Annotated in this window: 19 protein-coding genes, 1 tRNA gene and 1 pseudogene; 11 read left to right on the forward strand and 10 right to left on the reverse strand. The window is 65.6% G+C overall.

Translation table 11 applies throughout. From position 1 onward, the window contains the following. Positions 1 to 238: 238 nt before the first annotated feature. The 4 genes from IEV87_RS02370 to IEV87_RS02385 form a co-directional block, all read right to left on the reverse strand. Entirely contained in the window at positions 239 to 454 is a 216-nt protein-coding gene (locus IEV87_RS02370; RefSeq protein ID WP_188476029.1) for a DUF4287 domain-containing protein, read from the reverse strand. A 163-nt stretch (positions 455 to 617) separates the two neighbouring features. Further along, positions 618 to 2132 (reverse strand): formate dehydrogenase beta subunit, encoded by a 1515-nt coding sequence (locus IEV87_RS02375; RefSeq protein WP_188478323.1) that lies wholly within the window; start codon positions 2130 to 2132, stop codon positions 618 to 620. A gap of 20 nt (positions 2133 to 2152) precedes the next feature. Continuing rightward, complete coding sequence (locus tag IEV87_RS02380; RefSeq protein WP_188476030.1) at positions 2153 to 2629, reverse strand: formate dehydrogenase subunit gamma; 477 nt, start codon at positions 2627 to 2629, stop codon at positions 2153 to 2155. Between the two features lie 81 nt (positions 2630 to 2710). Next, positions 2711 to 3610, reverse strand: a complete 900-nt coding sequence (locus IEV87_RS02385; protein ID WP_188476031.1) for a LysR family transcriptional regulator — start codon at positions 3608 to 3610, stop codon at positions 2711 to 2713. A 189-nt stretch (positions 3611 to 3799) separates the two neighbouring features. On the opposite strand from IEV87_RS02385, the gene IEV87_RS02390 reads away from it, so the two are divergent. Beyond that, positions 3800 to 4813 carry a methyltransferase gene (locus IEV87_RS02390; RefSeq protein ID WP_188476032.1) on the forward strand — a complete coding sequence of 338 codons (1014 nt, stop codon included), beginning with the start codon at positions 3800 to 3802 and terminating at the stop codon, positions 4811 to 4813. Between the two features lie 119 nt (positions 4814 to 4932). Beyond that, positions 4933 to 5009 (forward strand) — tRNA-Arg (locus tag IEV87_RS02395). Positions 5010 to 5502: 493 nt separating this feature from the next. On the opposite strand, the pseudogene IEV87_RS22745 reads toward IEV87_RS02395, so the two are convergent. Beyond that, positions 5503 to 6543, reverse strand: a pseudogene (locus IEV87_RS22745) (recombinase family protein); the annotation flags it as partial. Then, the gene (locus IEV87_RS02405) at positions 6449 to 7249 is read right to left on the reverse strand and encodes a glycosyltransferase family 2 protein (protein WP_188476033.1); all 801 of its coding nucleotides are present in this window, start codon (positions 7247 to 7249) and stop codon (positions 6449 to 6451) included. The pseudogene IEV87_RS22745 and the gene IEV87_RS02405, both read right to left, overlap by 95 nt. 142 nt (positions 7250 to 7391) lie before the next feature. Here IEV87_RS02405 and IEV87_RS02410 point away from each other — a divergent pair, with 142 nt between their 5' ends. Then, entirely contained in the window at positions 7392 to 8066 is a 675-nt protein-coding gene (locus IEV87_RS02410; protein WP_229737411.1) for an RNA ligase family protein, read from the forward strand. A gap of 148 nt (positions 8067 to 8214) precedes the next feature. On the opposite strand, the gene IEV87_RS02415 is transcribed toward IEV87_RS02410, so the two are convergent. Genes IEV87_RS02415 through gstA form a run of 3 tightly spaced genes read right to left on the reverse strand, consistent with a single transcriptional unit; the run spans position 8215 to position 9424 of the window. Next, the gene (locus tag IEV87_RS02415) at positions 8215 to 8436 is read right to left on the reverse strand and encodes a tautomerase family protein (protein ID WP_188476034.1); all 222 of its coding nucleotides are present in this window, start codon (positions 8434 to 8436) and stop codon (positions 8215 to 8217) included. Then, positions 8436 to 8819 (reverse strand): nuclear transport factor 2 family protein, encoded by a 384-nt coding sequence (locus IEV87_RS02420; protein WP_188476035.1) that lies wholly within the window; start codon positions 8817 to 8819, stop codon positions 8436 to 8438. Before IEV87_RS02420 ends, IEV87_RS02415 begins: the two co-directional genes overlap by 1 nt. Then, positions 8816 to 9424, reverse strand: a complete 609-nt coding sequence (gene gstA, locus IEV87_RS02425; protein WP_188476036.1) for a glutathione transferase GstA — start codon at positions 9422 to 9424, stop codon at positions 8816 to 8818. The genes IEV87_RS02420 and gstA overlap by 4 nt, the downstream gene beginning before the upstream one ends. Before the next feature lie 172 nt (positions 9425 to 9596). Here gstA and IEV87_RS02430 point away from each other — a divergent pair, with 172 nt between their 5' ends. Both IEV87_RS02430 and IEV87_RS02435 read left to right on the forward strand, forming a co-directional pair. After that, positions 9597 to 9896 (forward strand): winged helix-turn-helix transcriptional regulator, encoded by a 300-nt coding sequence (locus IEV87_RS02430; protein WP_229737412.1) that lies wholly within the window; start codon positions 9597 to 9599, stop codon positions 9894 to 9896. Positions 9897 to 10086: 190 nt separating this feature from the next. After that, a complete protein-coding gene (locus IEV87_RS02435; protein WP_229737413.1) occupies positions 10087 to 11709 on the forward strand; it encodes a GMC family oxidoreductase in 1623 nt (540 codons plus the stop codon). Here IEV87_RS02435 and pdxR read toward each other — a convergent pair. Then, positions 11690 to 13165, reverse strand: coding sequence for a MocR-like pyridoxine biosynthesis transcription factor PdxR (pdxR, locus tag IEV87_RS02440; RefSeq protein WP_188476038.1), 1476 nt, complete (start codon positions 13163 to 13165; stop codon positions 11690 to 11692). The two genes, IEV87_RS02435 and pdxR, sit on opposite strands and share 20 nt — an antisense overlap. 140 nt (positions 13166 to 13305) lie before the next feature. Here pdxR and IEV87_RS02445 point away from each other — a divergent pair, with 140 nt between their 5' ends. The 6 genes from IEV87_RS02445 to IEV87_RS02470 all read left to right on the forward strand — a co-directional run bounded on the left by IEV87_RS02445 (position 13306) and on the right by IEV87_RS02470 (position 20285). Continuing rightward, positions 13306 to 14421, forward strand: a complete 1116-nt coding sequence (locus tag IEV87_RS02445) for a mandelate racemase/muconate lactonizing enzyme family protein (RefSeq protein ID WP_188476039.1) — start codon at positions 13306 to 13308, stop codon at positions 14419 to 14421. Positions 14422 to 14731: 310 nt separating this feature from the next. Continuing rightward, positions 14732 to 15997, forward strand: coding sequence for an NAD(P)/FAD-dependent oxidoreductase (locus tag IEV87_RS02450; protein WP_188476040.1), 1266 nt, complete (start codon positions 14732 to 14734; stop codon positions 15995 to 15997). A gap of 168 nt (positions 15998 to 16165) precedes the next feature. After that, positions 16166 to 17233, forward strand: a complete 1068-nt coding sequence (locus IEV87_RS02455) for an extracellular solute-binding protein (protein WP_188476041.1) — start codon at positions 16166 to 16168, stop codon at positions 17231 to 17233. A gap of 265 nt (positions 17234 to 17498) precedes the next feature. Continuing rightward, positions 17499 to 18566, forward strand: a complete 1068-nt coding sequence (locus IEV87_RS02460) for an ABC transporter ATP-binding protein (protein WP_188476042.1) — start codon at positions 17499 to 17501, stop codon at positions 18564 to 18566. After that, on the forward strand, positions 18563 to 19429 hold the full coding sequence (locus tag IEV87_RS02465; RefSeq protein WP_188476043.1) for an ABC transporter permease: 867 nt from the start codon (positions 18563 to 18565) through the stop codon (positions 19427 to 19429). The genes IEV87_RS02460 and IEV87_RS02465 overlap by 4 nt, the downstream gene beginning before the upstream one ends. Before the next feature lie 4 nt (positions 19430 to 19433). Then, entirely contained in the window at positions 19434 to 20285 is an 852-nt protein-coding gene (locus IEV87_RS02470; protein ID WP_188476044.1) for an ABC transporter permease, read from the forward strand. Positions 20286 to 20403: the final 118 nt, after the last annotated feature.

Raw genomic sequence — 20403 nt, forward strand, 5'->3', positions numbered from 1 at the left:
TCTTCCTCGGGGGAAGAGGGGGGGGCGCTTGGCGGGACGGGGGCCTTTGTCTGGCGGGGGCGTGTGTGGAAGGTGCCGAGACCCCCTCCCTGGCCCTCCCCCTGGGAGGGGAAGGGGAGGGCGACCACAAGCGTGGATTTGGATGGGGGCATGGTGTGCGTCACGGGCGTCCCCTCCCCTTTCAGGGGGAGGGTCAGGGAGGGGGTTGAGAAGTCCGGAGAGGGGTTGCGGGCCGGGATCATGTCTTGCCCTTTTTCAGCGCGGCGAGTTCGTGGGCGACCAGCGCGTTCGCGTGGCCGTGGCCCAATCCGTGTTCTTGCTTGAGGAAGGCGACGATCTCCATGTGCTTCATCCCGGCCCGTTCGCGCACCATGGCAAGCCAGTGGTCGACCGGCTGACCGTATTTCGCCTCGATCGAGGGGAAGTAGGAGGCGGGGCCTTTTACCTTGTCCATCGTTGGGCTCCGTGGCGGGTGTGGCTCCGCCTCACCCCGGCCCTCTCCCCCGCGGGGAGAGGGAGGGTGCGTGCCGAACGGATCGCCGGAATGGTAGCGCCGCGCCGGTGGCTGGCGCAATTCCTTCTCCCCGCGGGGGAGAGGGTGACGGGGACGGCGCGGATCATTCCGCCGCTTCCTTCATACCGAATTCCTCCGGGAAGAGGCGCAGCGCGGACATTACCGGGTAGGGCGTAAACCCGCCAAGCGCGCAGAGCGAGCCGTCCTTCATCGTCTCGCAGAGGTCGGTGAGGATTTCGACCGCGCCCGTGTCTCCGGCGGCGATGCGGTCGATGGTTTCCACGCCGCGCACCGCGCCGATCCGGCAGGGGGTGCATTTGCCGCAGCTCTCCACGGCGCAGAACTCCATGGCAAAGCGGGCCATGCCGCGCATGTCCGCCGTGTCGTCGAAGACCACGAGGCCGGCGTGGCCGATCAGGCCGCCCGCGCCGTCGAATTCCTCGTATCCGAAGGGGGTGTCGAACTGGTGCGGGGCGAAATAGGCGCCAAGCGGGCCGCCGACCTGAACCGCCTTCACGGGGCGGCCCGATGCGGTGCCGCCGCCGAGATCGTTCACGATGTCGCCCAGTGGCATGCCGAAGGCGGTCTCGAAGAGGCCGCCGTGCTTCACGTTCCCGGCGATCTGCAAGGGGATCGTGCCGAGCGACCGGCCAAGGCCGAAGTCCGCGTAATGTTGCGCTCCCTTCTCGAAGATCACCGGCACGGTGGCGAGAGAGATCACGTTGTTCACCACGGTCGGCCTGCCGAATGCACCTTCCAGAGCGGGCAGGGGCGGCTTGGCGCGGACCACGCCGCGCTTGCCTTCGAGCGAGTTGAGGAGGGAGGTTTCCTCTCCGCAGACATAGGCCCCGGCACCGACGCGGACTTCCATGTCGAAGGTCCGGCCTGAGCCGAGGATGTCGAGGCCGAGCCATCCGGCCTCCCGCGCGAGGCGGATCGCGCGCTCCATCGTGGCGATGGCGTCGGGATATTCCGAGCGGATGTAGACAAAGCCCTTGGTTGCGCCGGTGCCCAGTCCGGCAATCGCCATGCCCTCGATCAGGGTGAAGGGGTCGCCCTCCATCAGCATGCGGTCGGCGAAGGTACCGGAGTCGCCCTCGTCGGCGTTGCAGACGATGTACTTCCGATCGGCCTCTGCCTGCCGGACCGTGTCCCACTTGATACCGGTCGGGAAGCCCGCGCCCCCGCGTCCGCGCAGACCCGACGTCCTGACCTCCTCCACGATCTGCTCTGCCGTCATGGCGAGGGCGCGGCGCAGGCCGGTCAGACCTCCGTGGGCCTCGTAGTCGGTCAGCGAGAGCGGGTCGGTGATGCCGCAGCGGGCAAAGGTCAGGCGGGTCTGCCTGGCGAAGAAGGGGATGGTGTCGACGGGGCCGAGCGTTTCGGCGCTTCCGTCCAGCAGGGCAGGAACCATGTCGGGCGTGACGGGGCCATGGGCGATGCGGCCCGCGCCCCGGTCGATTTCGACCAGCGGTTCGAGCCAGACCATGCCGCGCGATCCGGTGCGGATGAGGTCAACCGAGAGACCGCGCGCCTCTGCCTCCTGCGTGATCGCCTTCGCGACCTGTTCCGCGCCAAGCGATTTGGCGGCGCTGTCGCAGGAGAGGTAGATATTCATCGGGGCGGTCTTGCCTTCCGTCATGCGCCTGCCTCCGCCAGTGCCGCGTCGATGCGGGCGGCGTCGGCGCGGCCGATCAGCCGTTCGCCCACCATCGCCGCCGGTCCGCAGGCGCAGAGTCCGAGGCAATAGACCGGTTCCACCGTCACCGCGCCGTCCGGGGTGGTGCCGTGCCAGTCCAGTCCGAACCGGTCGAGCACCGAGGCCGCGAGTGCATTGGCCCCCGTCGCCTGACAGGCCTCCGCCCGGCAGAGTTTCAGGGTCAAGCGGCCCGCCGGGGCCTCGCGGAAATCGTGGTAAAAGGAGACGACGCCGTGCACCTCCGCCTTCGTCAGTCGCAGGGCGTCGGCGATCAGGGGCAGGGCGGCTTCCGGGATGTGACCGAAGCGGGACTGGAGCGCGTGCAGGATCGGCAGGAGGGGGCCTTCGCGGTGACGCTCCGCCTCGATGATGGCGCGGATTTCGCCGGGCTCTGCTGTGGTCGCTTGGTGACTCATCTGGCTCTCCCCTGTTCGTCCGCCATGCTGCACAATGGTTGAGAAATCAATATCGGTGTTCCGTCAGTCGATAGGGTTTTTCTATTGAAGCCGGGAGATGCGTGCAGCCTCTGTCATCAGGGCGTCCAGCACGGGGGTGTGCGGTTCCTGATATTCGGTAATCAGACCAACGGTATAGGCCAGCGGTGCGCCACTGATCGGAACGGCGGCCATGGGTTTTCCGGCGACGAGGAAATCCGCCAGATCGCCCGGCAACACCGTCACCCAGTCCCCCCGCATGACCATGGAGGCGAGCACGACGGTCGAATTCGCCTCGATCTCGGCGTAGGGCCGCGCCTCCGGTTCTGGCCCGGCGGCGTGAAGGTTGCGGTTGATGATCCGGCGGTTCTGCATTTCCGGCGTGAGAAGGCACAGCTGCTGCCCCGCGACCTCCGCCCAGGTCACATGAGCGCGCGCGGAGAGGGGGTGACTGCGGTGACAGACCAGCCGGTAAGTTTCCCGGTACAGCTCTACCGTGCTGACCCGGCCAAGCGGTTCGTTGTCGAGATAACTGATCCCGGCGTCGATCTCGAGGTTTTCCAGAAGGGTCAGCACGGTCTGCGAGGAGGCGGAGCGGACGGACGCGCCGATGCCGGGGTGGCGGGCGTTCAGGTCGGCCACCAGGTGCGACGCCCATGTGAGGGCGGTCGGAATCACCGCGAGGCGCAGCTGCCCGGTCAGCCCGTCCCGCTTCGCCCGCATCTCGTCCCGCAGGCGGCGCGAGTCCCCGACGATCCTGCGGGCCATGACCAGGGCGCGCTGACCTTCGGGGGTCAGCCCGCCGTAACGCGATCCGCGTTCCACCAGTTTGACGCCAAGATGTTCCTCAAGCTGGCGGATCCCGGCGGACAGGGTGGGCTGGGTGATCGACAGGGACTCCGCCGCCCGGCCGAAGTGACGCTCCTGCGCGAGGGCGATCAGCATCTCAAGCTTGTTAATCACGATTTCCGACCGATGCGCTTTGTTCCGATAGGTATGGCCTATCGTAACGATGCTTAAGCCGTGACGACAGCCCTCTCAGGGGCAAAGCGGCGCAGATCTGGATGCCGCGCGCCTCCAATCCCGCCCCGCCATGGCCTCCGGCGGCCCGGAACGTTAGGCTGCCCCCATGCAAACAACCGGGAGAGACACATGCCGCCGCTGACGGAAGCCGACGAGATTTCCAACATCGCCTTCGGATTCATGGGATCCAAAGCCCTGTTCGTCGCGCTCGACCTCGGGCTGTTCACCGCGCTTTCGGACGGCGCGCTCACGGCGGAGGAGATCGGCGCGCGCACCGGCATCCACCGCGACCGGGCCGAGACGCTGGCCACCGCACTCGCCGGGCTGGGGCTTCTGGTGGTGGCGGAGGGGCGCTATGCGAACTCTCCGGCGGCGGAGGCCTTTCTGGTGGCCGGGGCCAAGTACGACTTCGGCGACTACCTGCGCCTTCAGGTCGGTCAGCAGATGTACCCGCTGCTCGACCAACTGGAACCGGCGGTGAAGGGGACGCTGTCCGACGGCGATACGGCGAGCTACGAACAGTGGTTCTCCGACCCCGATCAGGCGCGGTTGTATTCCGAAAGCCAGCATGCCGGGTCGCTTGGCCCCGCCCGGCAGTTGGCGAAGAAGGTCGATTTTTCTGACGCGCGGCACCTGCTTGACGTCGGCGGGGGGACGGGGGCCTTTGCGATCACGCTCTGCAAGCGGTTCCCGGAGCTGACCGCGACCATCGTAGATTTCCCGAACGTCGCCGATCTGGGGCGGGCTTATGTGGAGGAGGCGGGGTTGTCCGACCGGGTCAGATATGTCGACGGCAATGCGCTGAAGACCGGCTGGCCCGGGGATCAGGACGTCGTGCTGATGTCCTACCTGCTGTCCGGCGTGCCGGGGAGTTCCCATGAAGGGCTGATCGCGGATGCGGAGAAGGCGCTGGTCCCCGGCGGGCGCATCGTGATCCACGACTTCATGGTGCACGAGGACCGCAGCGGACCGGGACTGGCCGCGCTCTGGCAACTGCAGCACACCGCCTTCACGCCCGAGGCGCGGTCGGTCGACACCGGCACCCTGACCTCGGAACTCGAGGCCGGAGGGTTCGGCGCGGTCGAGGTGGTCGAGATGATCCCGCGCATGACGATGCTGGCAACGGGGCTGAAGGCGGCCTGAGCCGGGTTTGGGCGCCGCTTCCCCGACCGGCCCGCGCCGCTGCCTGTGCCGCCTCCGGCCCAGCCGGTCGGATTTCCGATTGCGGGGCCGAGAGCGATGCCCTATAGACCCGCCTTGCGGCACCCATAGCTCAGCTGGATAGAGCGCTGCCCTCCGAAGGCAGAGGCCAGAGGTTCGAATCCTCTTGGGTGCGCCATTTCATTTTTCCCCGTCTGAAACTCCTCTAACGCTTTGAATGGTAACGTTATTTTCGGGGTTCGAACACCTTCACCCTTGCGGTACGAAATCGGCTCCACAAAGGCCAATCTGAGCACGTTTCTCTTCCATGTCAGATCGCCCTTAATCCATATTTCCCAAGGGCTTGACAGGAAGCGCATGGCGAGTTCGAACATTTCCTCAAAGGCATGGACAGGTTTTGCGCATTTTGAGGCTTTTTCCTGCAAAACAAGCTTCTCTTGCTCCAGATCGGCCACACGTTTTTCGTAGGCTGCAATCACGGAGTCGTTGCCGCTATCGACGATACGGTCGAGCAGCTTCGTGATTTGGATGTCGATTTTGGCGATACTGTCTTTCGCGGAGGTCACTCCGCGTGAAGCTTGTGCCGCCCGGTTGTCCCAAGCATTGCGAAACATGACCTGGACAATGCCGGTCAGATTCTTGCTTGGCTGAAGAGACTTCAACAGGGCTTCAACTTCACCTTCCAGCTTATGCTTTGCGATTGAACAGCGGGCGCTGACACAGCCCTTCGTCTTGCACCAATAATATGGGTAGCGCTTGCCGGTCTTGCTCTGTGAGTAACAGGCGGTCAGTGGTTTGCCGCAATCATCGCAGAGAACGAACCCACGCACCGGGAAGTTTTCGTTGTTGTCCTTACGCATCGCGGCCTTCGAGTTCCCATTCAGGCGATCCTGAATGCGATGGAAGGTTTCGATAGAAATCAGCGGCTCATGGTGGCCTTTGCGGAGCGATACATCCCAGTTCTTGGCTTCTACCAGTCCGGCATAGACGGGGCGGTTCAGGAGGTCTTGGATTCGTTGATTGCGAATCTCTCCGTTGGGCAAGTCCTTCGGATAGTCCGGCTGGCTTTCCAGAAAGCGCTTCACTTCGACCTGGGTTTGAAAGCGTCCAATCGCATACCCATTGAGAGCTTCGGCGATGATCGACGCATGCGGTTCGTTCCGAACCAGCATGTTGCCGTGCTGAGGGTTGCGCTGATAGAGATAGCCCACAGGTGCTTGAAACACCCAGTAGCCCTTCTCAACGCGGGCCTTCATTTTTTGGATGGTCTGGCGTCGGTTTTGTTCACGCTCCAGCTCGCCCTGAGCCGCGAAGATAGTCTCGGCGAACTTCCCTTCGGGCGTGTCCTCAAACTTGAAGTTAAGGCATTCAACCTTGGCACCCCGGCGGGCCAGTTCTTGACGCAGCATGATATGAAACTGCGTATCGCGGGCGAAACGTTTCAGATCGTCGAAGATGACGATGTATTTCTTCTGCGGTTGAGCATCGAGGAAGCTGAGCAGCGCCACCATGCCAGGGCGCTTCATGAAATCGCCTCCGCCTGAAGCGTCGTCAGGAAAGACCGCCTCAACTTCGTGACCGTTGGCGATGGCATACTGGCGGCACCGATGCTCTTGGCTATTGAGCCCGCCCCCAGCGAGCTTTTGTTTGGTCGAAGAGACACGACAATAAATGACGGCGGGTTGGGCTTCGACGGATGGACTTACTCGCATGATGGACTCCTCTCTGGCGCATCAGAGGTGACCCTCTGAAGCCGTTGATGGAGAACATGTGCGGCACATGCAGCACGGTCCCGCCCCGGAAATAGATTCGGTAGGTGATGTGGATGTCGGGGATGGAGCCGTTGATGATGTCACCGCTCGGCCCCCGGAAGGCCTCGAGATACCTCCGGGAAATGCAGCCGTGGTAGAGCGCGGGCTGGGGCAGGGTCCGGTGATGCTGGGCGGCGAGGATGGCGCGCCGGCGGGCTTCGATGTCCAGCGTGTCGGGGGTGCCGTAGGCCCAGTGTTTCATGTAGCGGACGGTGCCGGTGCGCTTGCCGAAGCCCTCGATCGGCCAGCCGTAGGTGGGCAGGCTCCAGCTCAGCGCGTCGGGCTGTCTTTCCTCCAGCAGGCGGCGGAGAAAGCGGAACTGGCCGGGCAGGATGCCGTCGTCGTCGCCGAAGAAGATGACGTAATCGCCGGTGACCTGCCGCATCCCGTTCTCAAAATTCTGGCGCATGGAGACGCGAGCGCCGGTCTTGACGTATTTCAGGCGGGGATCGCTGTAGGCGGCGACAACGGCGGCGGTGTCGTCGGTGCTCTCGTTGTCGGTGACGATGATTTCGACATCGGGGTCGTCGATGGCAAGCGCGGTGGCAAGCGACTGGCGGAGATACAGGGCGCGTTCCCGCGTCGGGATGACGATGCTGATCTTCACCTGTGACACTCCCCTGCTGTGCGCGTCCCTCGTCTGAACCAGCGGGGGGCGCGGCTGTCAAGGAATTGTGAGGTGGGCGGGAATGGGGGGATGTCGTTGGTTGGGGGCGCGGAGAGCCGGAGCCGGGACGGATTGCATTGGAATGGATGCAGTACGTTCTTTGCGGACCTTGAAACGGTCGTGCTATCTGAGCCTTATGAAGAAGTATGGCCGCACCTTTCACCTACCGACTTCGCCGGGCGCAACGAGCGACGACAAGATCATGGCCTCTTTGGTGGGGCTGATGGTGGATGATCTCGTCGTGACCGAAAAGATGGATGGAGAGAACACGACGATCCATAGCACCGGCTCACATGCAAGAAGTCCGGATAGCCGCTATCACCCCTCGCGTGACTGGCTCAAAGCGTTCGCGGCGGGAATTTCGCCAAATCTGGAAGACGGCGAGCGTATCATTGGCGAGAACCTGTATGCTCGCCACTCTGTCGCCTATGACGCTCTGCCGTCATATTTCCTCGGCTTCGGCTGGATCGTCGACGACGAGGTGCAGTCGTGGGATCGGACCATGACAAGATTTCAGGAATTGGGCATCTCTGCCGTTCCCACGCTTTATCGCGGCCCTTACAGAGACGACCTTTTTGAAGGCATCGCCCGAAATCTCGATTTGACGAAACATGAGGGATACGTGGTCCGGACGGCCGGCGCGTTCGATGAAAACGCCATGCCGGAATGCATGGGGAAATATGTGCGAGCAGGGCATGTCCAAGCGGATATTCACTGGATGAAGGCCGAAGTTGTTCCCAACAAGCTTGCCGAGTGAACGTCCGGAAACTCGATTCCGCCGTCATCAGACCAGCTCCCGAAGACGTCTCCGGGAGCTGGAACTTGAAACAATAAAATGTCTGCAGGCCCAAGACCGTCAGCCCTCATTGCCCCCCGCAGGGACCGTCCGGCCCTCTCGCCGCGACCTAGCGGAGCGTAGCGCGGTAGGTCTCGACCGGGAGGCCGCCGATGCCCCAGTCCTCCAGCGCGACCTCGTCGATGACGACGAAGGTGGTGGCGGGGCTCTTGCCCAGCACCTCCTGAAGCAGGTCGGTCACGCCCTTGATCAGGCGGGCCTTGTCCTGCGCCGAGGGTCCAGTGCCTTCGGGGCCGCCTTCACGGGTGATCTTGATGTTGACGTAGGGCATCAGAGCTCCTCCTTCGGGGTATAGGCGAATATCTTGGCGATGACGCGCCACTGCGTGCCGTCGTGCACCAGCGTCAGCAGGTCGGTGTAGTCGCGGCCCATCATCGACATGCGGGCGGTGATGCGGGCGAGCCGGGACCCGGCAAAGGCGATGTCCAGCACCGAGCCAGTGCGGGGTTCGCCCCGTTTCGCGGGCGGTTCGCGGGCGTCGATGCGGGCCATGTAGTCGGTGAGGTTCAAGTAGAGTTCGTCGCCCGGCGTGGCGCAGACATAGGCCAGTTCGGGGTGGAAGACGGTGCGCAGGATGGTGCTGTCGGCCCGGTGCAGGCCGTCGAAGTAGCGCTCCATCAGCGCGGTGAGTTCGGCAAAGGCGGCGGGGGTCATTGCAGCAGGCCCTCCGCCCGCAGCGCGGCGCGCGTGGCGGGGCGTTCGGCGACGCGGGCAGCGTGGGCCGCGAGCGCGGGCCAGCGGGACAGGTCCATGCCGGTGAAATTCGCCCAGTTCGTCACCACGAAGAGGTAGGCGTCGGCGATCGAGAAGCCGCTTTCGAGATAGCTCCGCCCGTCCGAGAGCGTGGCCTCCACATGATCGAAGCGGCGGGCGACATCGGCGCGGGCGGCTTCCTTTTCCGCATCGGTGGAGGTGGCGCGGAACAGCGGGCCGAACGCCTTGTGCAGTTCGGAGGAGACGAAGGTCAGATGCTGGAGCACCTTCGCGCGGGCCAGCGTTCCGGCGTCGGGGATCAGCCCGGCCTCGGGCGCGGAATCGGCGAGATGCTGGAGGATCGCGGGGCCCTCGGTCAGGACCTCTCCGTCGTCGAGTTGCAGGGCGGGCACGTAGCCCATGGCGTTGACGGCGCGGTAATCCGCGCCTGAGGCGGTGCGGCCGGTGTCGGTGTCCACCGCCTCGATCTCGAACGGGCGGGCGATCTCGTGCAGGACGATGTGGCTGGCGAGCGGGCAGGCGCCGGGCTTGTAGTAGAGCTTCATGGGTCAGGTCCCTTGGCTGTTGCGATGCGCCATGGGTTGCGCAAGTGGTTTCCGTTGACAACCTGATAACCAATGGTAACCATGGGAAACGGATTACCGCAGAGAAACCTGGTTACCGCTCATGGTCCTGAAGATGACACGCAACCGCAGTCCGGAACCGCCGGAGACCTGCATGCTGACGGAATGCATGGCGGTGATCGCGGGGGCCTGGGCGCCGAACGTGATCTGGTCGCTGCGCGCGGGTCCGCGGAGGTTCAGCGAATTGCGCGCGGACATCCCGCCGATCTCGGCCAAGGTGCTGTCGACGCGGCTGTCGGAACTTGAGGCGCGCGGCGTTCTGGTACGGCACGTGCGGCGGACCTCACCGCCGTCGACGGAGTATGAACTCACGCCGCTCGGTGCGGAGCTGATCCCGGCACTGGATGCGATCGTGGCGGTCGGTCACCGGCTGAAGGAACTGGAGCGGGTCTGAGGTCGGCGTCGCCCGGAACCGGGGCAGGGCGGGGTCGGTGACCGGTGGTTGTTTCGCAATGCTTTCATGGCCCCGTTCCCGATGCCGCCGTCGCAATTGGTCTGCCGGGTGGCGCGAAATGGCCCGATACGGCAGACCGATCCGGCGATAGTGTGGCCAGTCAACCGGGCTGGGAATCGACAGGGCTTACATGGACATCATCGAAACCGACGTGGCTGTCATCGGGGCGGGGTCCTCGGGCTGCGTCATCGCCGGACGCCTGTCGGAGCGCGCGGACCTGCGCGTCACCGTGCTGGAGGCCGGCGGATCGGACCTGCATCCCTGGGTCCGGATGCCGATCGGTTACGGCGCGTCGTTCTATCACCCCCGGCTGAACTGGCGCTACTACACCGATCCCGAAACCGGGCTGAACGGTCGCCGCGCCTACTGGCCGCGGGGCAAGGTGCTGGGCGGGTCGTCCTCCGTCAACGCCATGGTGTTCATCCGGGGGCAGGCGCGGGACTATGACCTCTGGGCGGAGGCGGGGAACACGGGCTGGTCCTACGAGGACCTGCTGCCGCATTTCAAACGGATGGAGAACAACCTCGCCGGGGCGGACCAGTGGCGGGCACGGGGCGGGCCGGTCACGGTTCGGTCGATCGGGCAGGAGGTGCATCCGCTGGCGCGCGCCTATGTCGCCTCTGCCGTCGCCGCCGGTCACACCGCGAACCCGGATTTCAACGGCGCGACGCAGGAAGGCGTGGGCTTCTACCAGATCACTACGAAGAACGGTTTCCGCGCCTCTGCCGCGACGGCCTACCTGCATCCGGCGATGAAACGGGGCAACCTGCAGGTTGTCACCCATGCCTATGTCACGCGCATCCTGTTCGATGGCAGGCGCGCGACCGGGGTCGAATACCGCCACGGCGACCGGCTGGTGCGGCTGATGGCGCGGCGGCAGGTGGTGCTGTCGGCGGGGGCAGTGGGGTCCCCGCAGATCCTGGAACTGTCGGGCATCGGCGATCCGGAGCGGCTGGCCGAGGTCGGGATCGACACCGTCCACGCCCTGACGGGGGTGGGGGAGAACCTGCAGGACCACGTCGGTTTCGACCTCTGCTACCTGTCGAAAGTGCCGACACTGAACCGGACCTTCGGGACCTGGACCGGGCGGATGGCGGCCGGAATCCGCTACGTGATGACCCGGCGCGGGCCGCTGTCGCTGTCGGTCAACCATGCGGGCGGGTTCGTGCGGTCGGACCCGGCGCGGCAGCGCCCGAACATCCAGCTTTACATGCAGCCGATGAGCTATACGCGCGGTGTGCCGGGCAAGCGGGCGCTGATGCAGCCGGACACATTTCAGGGGGTGATGATCGGCATGTCGAACTGCCACCCGCTGAGCCGGGGATCGATCCACCTGCGCTCTGCCGATCCTGACGAGGCGCCGTCGATCCGGCCGAATTACTTCTCCGCCCAAGGCGATCTGGAGGAGATGGTGGACAGCGCCGCCCTGCTGCGGTCCATCGCCGCGCAGGATCCGCTTGTTGCGTCGCTGGACGGCGAGTTGAAGCCGGGGCCGGAGGTGACGGACCGCGAGGGGCTTTCCGCCTACGTCCGCGACACCGCCGGGTCGATCTTCCATCCCTGCGGCACCTGCGCCATGGGCACCGACCCCGGTGCGGGGGCGGTGGTGGCGCCGGACCTGCGGGTGCACGGGATCGAGGGGCTGACGGTGGCGGATGCATCGGTCATGCCGCTCATCACATCGGGAAACCTGAACGCGCCCGCCCTGATGATCGGAGAGAAGGCGGCCTCGCTTATCGCGGCGCGGCTGTAAGCGCGGCGGCGAGGTCGCGGGCGGCGCGGGCGATCTCCTGCGGCGGGGTGGCCGAAAAGCCGAGCGTCAGGCCCTTCTGCGCCACCGGGGCGAGGGCAAAGCGCCCGATGGGGGCCGTCGCGATATTGCGCAGTTTCGCGACCTCGGCGGCCCTGTTTTCGTCGCGCTGCTTCGGCAGCAGGCCGACGGTGTGAAAGCCGGTTTCGGTCGGGCGGATGTCGATCAGGCCCCTGAGGTGCTTCTCTCCGGCCTCCATCAGTGCGTCGCGGCGGTCACGGTAGAGGCTGCGCATCCGGCGGATGTGGGCAGAGAACCGGCCCTCGTCGATAAAGCCCGCGACGGTGGCCTGTACGGAGTGGGACACGCCGTGCGCCGCTGCGCCAAGCGTGCGTTCGAAGGTGTCGACCAGCGCACCGGGCACCACCGCGTAGCCAAGCCGGATCGCGGGGAACAGCGCCTTGGAGAAGGTGCCGACGTAGATCACCCGCCCCCCGGAATCGAGCGACTTGAGCGGGGGGAGGGAGGCGCGGCCGTAATGGAATTCCCCTACATAGTCGTCCTCGATCACCCAGGCCCCGGTCCGCTCTGCCTCGGCCAGCAGTTCGAAGCGGCGGTCGCGGGACATGGGCACGCCAAGGGGGTGCTGATGCGCGGGGGTGACGAAGGCGGCCTTCATCGCCGGTTCCGCCTCGCGCCCCGCCGCGACGTCCAGCCCGTGATCGTCGACGGGGACGGGGACCAGGGAAACACCGCGCGAAATCAGGGCGTTGCGGGCACCGATGGCGCCGGGGTTCTCGAACCAGACGGGGTCTCCGGGCGACAGCAGGATCTGCGCGATCTGGACAAAGGCGTCCTGCGCCCCGGCAAAGACGAAGACCTCCTCAGGGCGGCAGGCAAAGCCACGGTTCGCGCCGAGGTGACGGCAGATGGACTGGCGCAGCGCGGGCAGTCCGGCGGCGTCGGGATAGGACATGATCTCGGCCCGGTTGCCGCGCCAGTAGCGCGCGGAGATCTGAGACCAGAGCGCCATGGGAAAAGCGTCGAAGGCCGGCATTCCGGTGACGAAGGCGCGGGGCGCGCGGGGATGTTCGAGCCGGGGGAAGAACCGGTCGGCGGCGTCGCGCGGCAGGTTGGCGATCTGCTGCGGTGCGGGGTCGGGGCGTTCAGGCGCGGGGGCAGGGGGGCGCACCTCGTCCGAGACGTAGGTGCCCGCGCCGACCTTGGACACGATCATCCCCTCGGAGGCGAGCTGTTCGTAGACCGTCACCGCCGTGGTGCGCGACACCCCGTGGTCGCGGGCGAGGATGCGGGTGGCGGGCAGGCGGGTGCCGCGGGGCAGTTCGCCGGACAGGATCATGTCGCGCAGCTTCGTCGCCAGTTGCATGGACAGCCGCGCCGGGTCGGACCGGTCGATGTTCAGCGAGGGGATGAGCGCGCCGCCGGGGTATTTCGTCATGTCGTCGTGTCGCCTCCCGGCCGGGCAATTGGTCTGTCAGCTTGTGGGAAGTGGACCTTATCAGGAGACCATTTTGCAAGTCCTATCTGACCGTACGCTGCCCTCCGGCGGCCCGACCGCGACCCTGACGGACCTGACCCATGCGCCTGACCAAGATCGAAACCTTCGCCACGCCCTTCGTCGGCTTCGTGCGCGTGACCGATGAAACCGGTGCGCAGGGATGGGGGCAGGTGTCGACCTACCAATCCGACATCACCGCCCAGATCCTGCACCGGCAGGTCGCCCCACATGTGCTGGGCGTCGACTTCGAGGCCGATACGCAGGACGACCTGTTCGACCGGGCGGAGGAGCTGGAGCACAAGTTTCCGGGGTCCTACATCGTGCGGGCCATTGCCGGGGTCGAAACCGCACTCTGGGACCTGCGCGGCAAGGTGGCGGGCAAGCCGGTGGCGGCGCTGCTTGGCGGGTCGGCGGGGCCACTGCGCTGCTATGCCTCTTCGATGAAGCGCGACATCACCCCGAAGGATGAAGCGGAGCGGTTCCGGCGGTTGCGTGGAGAGCTGGGCTATGACGCCTTCAAGTTCCGCATAGGGGCCGAGATCGGGCGCGGAAAGGACGAATGGGAGGGGCGGACGGAGGAGATCATTCCGACCATCGCCAAGGCCTTCGCGGGGGAAAAGGTGTCCTTGCTGGCGGATGCCAATTCCTGCTACGCGCCGCCCGCGGCGATCCACTACGGGAAGATGCTGCAGGACAACGGCATCGTGCATTACGAGGAACCGTGCCCCTACTGGGAGATGGAGCAGACGGCAGAGGTCGCCGCCGCGCTCCACATCGACGTGACCGGCGGAGAGCAGGACTGCATGATCGCCGCCTGGGCCCGGATGTTCGAGCTGAAGGCGGTCGACGTGGCGCAGCCGGATGTCCTCTACGTTGGCGGGATCGGCCGGACGCTGCGGGTCGCGCGAATGGCGGCGGAAGCCGGTCTGCCGGTGACCCCACATGCCGCGAACCTCGGGCTGGTTACGCTATTCACCATGCATGTTCTGAGGGCGATTCCGAATGCGGGGCCCTATCTTGAGTTCTCCATCGAGGAAGCGGATTATTACCCGTGGCAGTACGGTCTCTACCGGAATGACCCCTACGTCGTGGCCGAGGGCAAGGTCACGGTGACGGAGGCGCCGGGCTGGGGCGTGGAGATTTCGGACGAATGGCTGGCAAAGTCGGAGTACCGGATGAGCGAGGTGGCAGGGTGATCCCGTATGCCTTCTATGGTGGGGCATCGTCGGACTTGTTCCGAGGATCTCGGGCCGGGGAGATCCTCGGGACAAGCCCGAGGATGACGGGTCGCGGGGTGGAGACGCTTCATGCGACAAAGGGCGGCGCACGTCCGCGGAGGGGCGCACTCACGGATGTGGTCGGCGCTTTATCTCGTCGTGGTAGCTCCGCGTTCAATCGTCTCGCTGACGGGGAATTAGCGCCCGTCCGGGGGGCAGACGGCTGCCCGGGCCGCTGGCGCGGCCGTATCAAGCGGGGTGCTGACCTGGTCTGGACAAGGGCACGGAGATGAAAACCACGCCCTACTGGTGGGACACTTCCCCTCTCGCCGTCATCGACCGGCCCGACCTGCCCGCCAAGGCGGATGCGGTGGTCATAGGCTCTGGCTACACCGGGCTTCACGCGGCGCTGCGGATCGCGCGGGCCGGGCGGTCGGTGGTCATCCTCGAGAAGGGTCAGCCGGGGCAGGGGTGTTCCACCCGGAACGGCGGCCAGATCTCGCATTCCATCAAGCCGGGACTGGCGGAACTGACACGCCGCCACGGGGCGGAGGTGGCGAAGGGGATCATGGCGGAGGGCTATGCCTCCATGGCCTACCTCAGGGACTTCGTCGCGGAGGAGGGCATCGACTGCGCCTATCGCGCCTGCGGGCGGTTCGACGGCGCGGCGACGCCAGCGGCCTTCCGCAGGATGCAGGCGCAAGCGGACGGGGAAGCGCGGACCATCGTGCCGCGCGAGAACCAGCACGCGGAAATCGGAACGGACCTCTACCATGGCGGCATCGTGCATCACCACTACGCCAGCCTTGACCCCGGAGCGTATCACGCCGGGCTGCTCGCGAAGGTGCGCGCGGCGGGGGCGCTGATCCTGCCGGACACGCCGGTCACCGCGGTGGACGAGGGGCCGGGCGGGGTGCGGATCGCGACGGCGCACGGCAACATCATGGCGGATCACGTCGTAGTGGCCACCAACGGCTACACGCCGGAGGCGACCCCCTGGCACCGACGCCGCGTGATCCCGATCGGCAGCTACATCATCGCGACGGAGGAACTGGACCCGGCGGTTGTCAGGCGCCTCTTCCCGAAGGACCGGATGGTCTGCGACAGCCGTCGGGTGATCTACTACTACCGGGCCTCTCCCGACGGAAAGCGGGTGCTGTTCGGCGGCCGCGCGGGCGCCGGAGAAACCGATGCGGAGGCGGCGGCCAGGCGGCTGAGACACGAAATGATCCGGCTGTTTCCGGAACTTGCGGAGAGCAGGATCAGTCACAGCTGGATGGGTTTCGTGGCCTTCACCTTCGACAAGCTGGCCCATACCGGGACTCATTACGGGGCCGGGGGGCGGGTGCATCATGCAATGGGCTATTGCGGATCGGGCGTCGGTATGGCCTCCTACCTCGGGATGAAGGCGGGGCTGCGCGTGCTTGGCGCCCCGGGAGGAGACACCGCCATGATGCGCCCGGCCTTCCCGACCCGCCCGTTCTACCGCGGGGACCCGTGGTTCCTGCCCGCCGCCGTCACGGCCTACCGGGTTCTCGACCGGGCGGGCGTATGAGAGGAAACGGGGCCGGGTGTGCTGTAACGGTTCTGTCGTAATGCTTGTATAACGGTTTGCCAGGATGCGCGAAATGGACCTTTTGGACCAGACCATTCTGGAGTTCACTTGCTGAAAGGTCCGCGTCAGACGGTCCCGCATCCAACATTTCCAACCGGAGGACTACCGATGAAACTTAAGTTCCGAGCCCTGCTTGCAGGCACCGCACTGGTGCTGGCAACCGGCGCCGCCAATGCGGAGACGCTGCGGCTTCTGACCTGGGGCAGCTATGCGCCCGACGAGGTCGTCAAGATGTTCGAGGCCGAATATCCCGACATCAAGGTCGAGGTCACCTTCTCCAACAACGAGGAAATGATCGCCAAGCTGCGCGCCACCGGCGGCACCGGCTTCGACCTTGCCCAGCCCAGCCATGACCGCGTCTACGCGGCGCAGCTGGAGTACAACATCTACAAGCCGCTCGACCTGTCCAAGATCGATACGGAGAAGATGACGCCGAACCTGCTGGAGGGCGTGAAGGCCAATACCACGATCGAGGGCGAGGTCTATTCCGTGCCGCACCAGTGGGGCACCTCGGGCGTGATGGCCAACATGAAGCTGGCACCGGATGTCACCGGATGGGCCGACCTCTGCGACGAGAAGTACCAGGGCCGGACCTCCATGCGTCTGCGCCGTACGATCCTTCTGGGCACCGCCTTCGGGATGGGGATGGACCCCTTCGCGCTCTACGCCGATCCGGCGGCCTACCAGGACATGCTGGACAAGGTGACCGAGAAGCTGATCGCCTGCAAATCCGTCATCAAGACCTACTGGTCCGGCGGCGACGACCTGTCGGCCATGATGCTGTCCGGCGAAGTCGTGGCGTCCGAGACCTGGGACTCCACCGCGTTCAAGCTGTACGGCGAGAACCCGGACATCGTCTTCGTGCCGCCGGCAACCGGCGCTCTGGCGTGGATCGACACCTTCACCATCCCGCGCGGTGGCGAGGCGGACGACGCGGCCTACAAGTGGATCAACTTCGTGCTGCGTCCCGAGATCACCAAGCTGATGTCGGCTTCGACCGGTGCGATTGCCGCCGTGCCGAACGGGATCGACCTGATGCCGGACGACAAGAAGGCCGCGATCTCGGCCGCGTTCGACCAGTCGGACATCGACAACCTGAAGTTCTTCGCCAACATTCCCCCGGGGATCGAGGACATGGAAGGCCTGGCGCTGGAGCGCATCAAGGCCGCGAACTGAGGTGACTTCGGGTTCGGAGCGGGCGACTGCTCCGGACCTTTCTTCTCCATCGGACCGTGCGTTTCCCCGCCCGATGCGCGCCGAAGGCGCCGGGCAGCGCCTGCCCGCCCCCCGGGCTGGCGCTTGGGCAACGTTTGCCGTGACCTCGGAGGTCAGACGTGCTTGGATCCATAGAGTACACCCGCACGGGCGTTGCAGCGCCATCCCGCGGGCAGGCGCTGCCCGGCGCGAACCCGACCGTTTGACAGGATAGAAAGACCCGCTCATGTACGACCTCAGCTGCGCCTCCGTCACCAAGTCCTTCGGGAGCTTTACCGCTGTCCGGGACGTGTCGCTGGACATTCCCTCGGGGTCCTTCTTCTCGATCCTCGGGCCGTCGGGCTGCGGGAAGACGACGCTGATGCGGATGATCGCGGGGTTCGAAACGCCGACCTCCGGGGACATCGCCATCAAGGGTCAGAGCGTGGTCACCCTGCCGCCGAACAAGCGCAACGTGAAGATGGTGTTCCAGCACCTTGCGCTGTTCCCGATGATGACGGTCGGTGAGAACATCGCCTACGGGCTGCGCTGCCGGAAGGAGCCGAAGTCCGAGATCGCGCCCAAAGTCGCCCGCGTGCTGGACCGGGTCGGGCTGCCGGGGTCGCAGGACAAGCGGATCGACCAGCTTTCGGGCGGGCAGAAGCAGCGGATCGCCATTGCCCGCTGCATGGTGCTGGAGCCGGACGTTTTGCTTCTGGACGAACCGCTTGGCGCGCTGGACCTGAAACTGCGCGAGCACATGAAAATCGAGCTGAAGCAGCTGCAGCACCAGTTCGAAACGACGTTCCTCTACATCACCCACGACCAGTCGGAGGCGCTGGTGATGTCGGACAACGTCGCGGTGATGAACGCCGGGCGGTTCGAACAGATCGGGCCGCCGAAGGCGCTGTACGACGCGCCGGCCTCGGGTTTCGTGGCGGGCTTCGTCGGGGATTCCAACGTCCTGCCGGGCCGGCTGGCCGAGGTGAAGGGCGATGAGGCGCGGGTGGAGGTCGAGGGCGGCGGCACCGTGATCGGGCGCGTGGCCGATGCATCGAAGCCGGGTGACGCGGTCGAGGTCTTCCTGCGCCCCGAAGCGCTGCGCATCGGCGCGGGGGGCGAGGGCACCTCGCTGAGCGGCACGGTGGAGAGCTTCCTGTTCAACGGCGCGTCGTCGCGTATCCTTGTCCGGTCGGGCGCGCATCTGATCGAGGTCGCGGACCCGGAACAGTCGGGCGCGGCGGCGCAGGGCGGGGCGGTGAGCGTCGCGTGGACGGCGGAAAAGGCCCGCATCTTCGCGCGGAGACCGTCATGAGCCGCGACGCGGGGCGCCTGTCGCTCATCCTGCTGTTCATGCCTTTCGTGCTGTGGATCGGGCTGCTCATCATCCTGCCGCAGCTTGGCATCGGGTATTATTCCCTGCGCGAGAAGGTCGGTTTCAACCAGTTCGAATTCGGGCTGAAGAACTACGTCGATTTCATCGGTGAGCCGGTCTATCGCAACACCCTGCTGCGGACCGCTTGGATGTCGATCCTCGTCACGATCCTTGCCCTGATCGCCGGATTTCCGGTGGCCTATTACATCGCCAAGATCGCGAAGGAACGCAGCCGTGCGGCGCTGTTCCTGATGTGCCTGATCCCGCTCTGGGTGTCCGACCTCGTGCGGGCGTACGGCTGGATCGTGCTGCTGCGCGAGACGGGGGTGATTTCGACCGCGCTGGTGAAGATGGGGATCATCGGGCAGCCGGTGGAGATGCTGTACAACGACATCACCGTCGTCATGGGACTGGTCTACACCGTCATCCTGTTCATGATCGTGCCGCTGGTGTCGACGCTGCAGGGCATGGACGACGCGCTGCTGGAGGCCGGGTACAACCTGGGCGGATCCCGCCTGACCGTGTTCCGGCGGATCATCGTGCCCTACGCCATGCCGGGGATCGTGTCGGGCTGCATCATCACCTTCATGCTGACGGCGGGCAGCTACCTGACGCCGATCCTTCTGGGGGGCAAGAATTCGTCCTGGTTCACGGAGCAGATCTACAACCAGTTCATCACCCGGTACAACTGGGAGAGCGGGTCGGCCTTCGGCGTGTCGCTTCTCGTCTTCACCTCCTTCGTGGTCTGGGCGGGTCTGCGGCTGACGGGGCAGAGCCTCGCCACCACCGTGGCAAAGGATTAAGGCCATGCAGGGATCGCGACACCTTCTCTGGATTTACCGCGCCTACGTGGTGATCTTCTTCCTTTATCTTGTCTCGCCGCTGCTGGCCGCCGGGGTGTTTGCCTTCAACGACTCCATGTTCCCCTCGCTGCCCTGGCAGGGGTTCACTCTAGACTGGTTCTTTTCGTCCGAAGGACCCAAGCTGGGCCTGTTCCACGACGACCGGCTGCTGCAGGGGCTGGGCAATTCGTTCTACATCGGGGTGATCGTGGCGGCGCTGTCCGTCGCGGCTGGGACCTGCAACGCCTTCCTGTTCGAGAGGAAGCAGTTCCCGTTCAAGGGCGCGCTCTACGTGCTGATGGTGGTGCCGCTGGTGATCCCGGGAGTGATCCTCGGGATCTCCATCCTCGTCTTCGCGTCGATGGTGGCGAATTTCGCGGATCAGCAGTTCGGACTTTTCCTGACCTGGCTGAGGCCGGGGATCCCGCTGGTCGTGCTGGGGCAGTTCTCGTTCCTGACGACCATTACCTCGCTGGTCATCGCGGCGCGGCTGCAGAAGTTCGACATCTCGCTCGAGGAGGCGGCGCTGAACCTCGGGGCGTCGCGGCTGCGCGTGCTGCTGACGGTGACGCTGCCGTTCCTGGTGCCTGCGCTGTTCTCGGCCTTCGTTGTGGCGTTCCTCGTGTCGTTCGAGAACTTCAACACCACGCTGATGCTTGTCGGGTCGGATGCGCCGCTGACGGTGACGATGTACGACCGGATGGTGAAGGCCGGCTCGACGCCGGTGCTGAACGCGGTGTCGGTGGTGCTGATGCTGGGGTCGGGGGGGCTCGCGCTGCTGTCGGTGCTGGCGCAGCGGCCGCGCAAGGCAGGGTAGGGCGTCTTGGCGTGACGCCATCCTCGGACTTGATCCGAGGGTCCCCCGGGGCGGGGAGGTGAGATGCCAAGGGCGTCGGCGCGGGTTTCAGAGAGATCCTCGGGTCATGCCCGAGGAT

The organism is Primorskyibacter flagellatus (genome assembly GCF_014638275.1).
GTDB classification, from domain to species: domain Bacteria; phylum Pseudomonadota; class Alphaproteobacteria; order Rhodobacterales; family Rhodobacteraceae; genus Pseudooceanicola; species Pseudooceanicola flagellatus_A.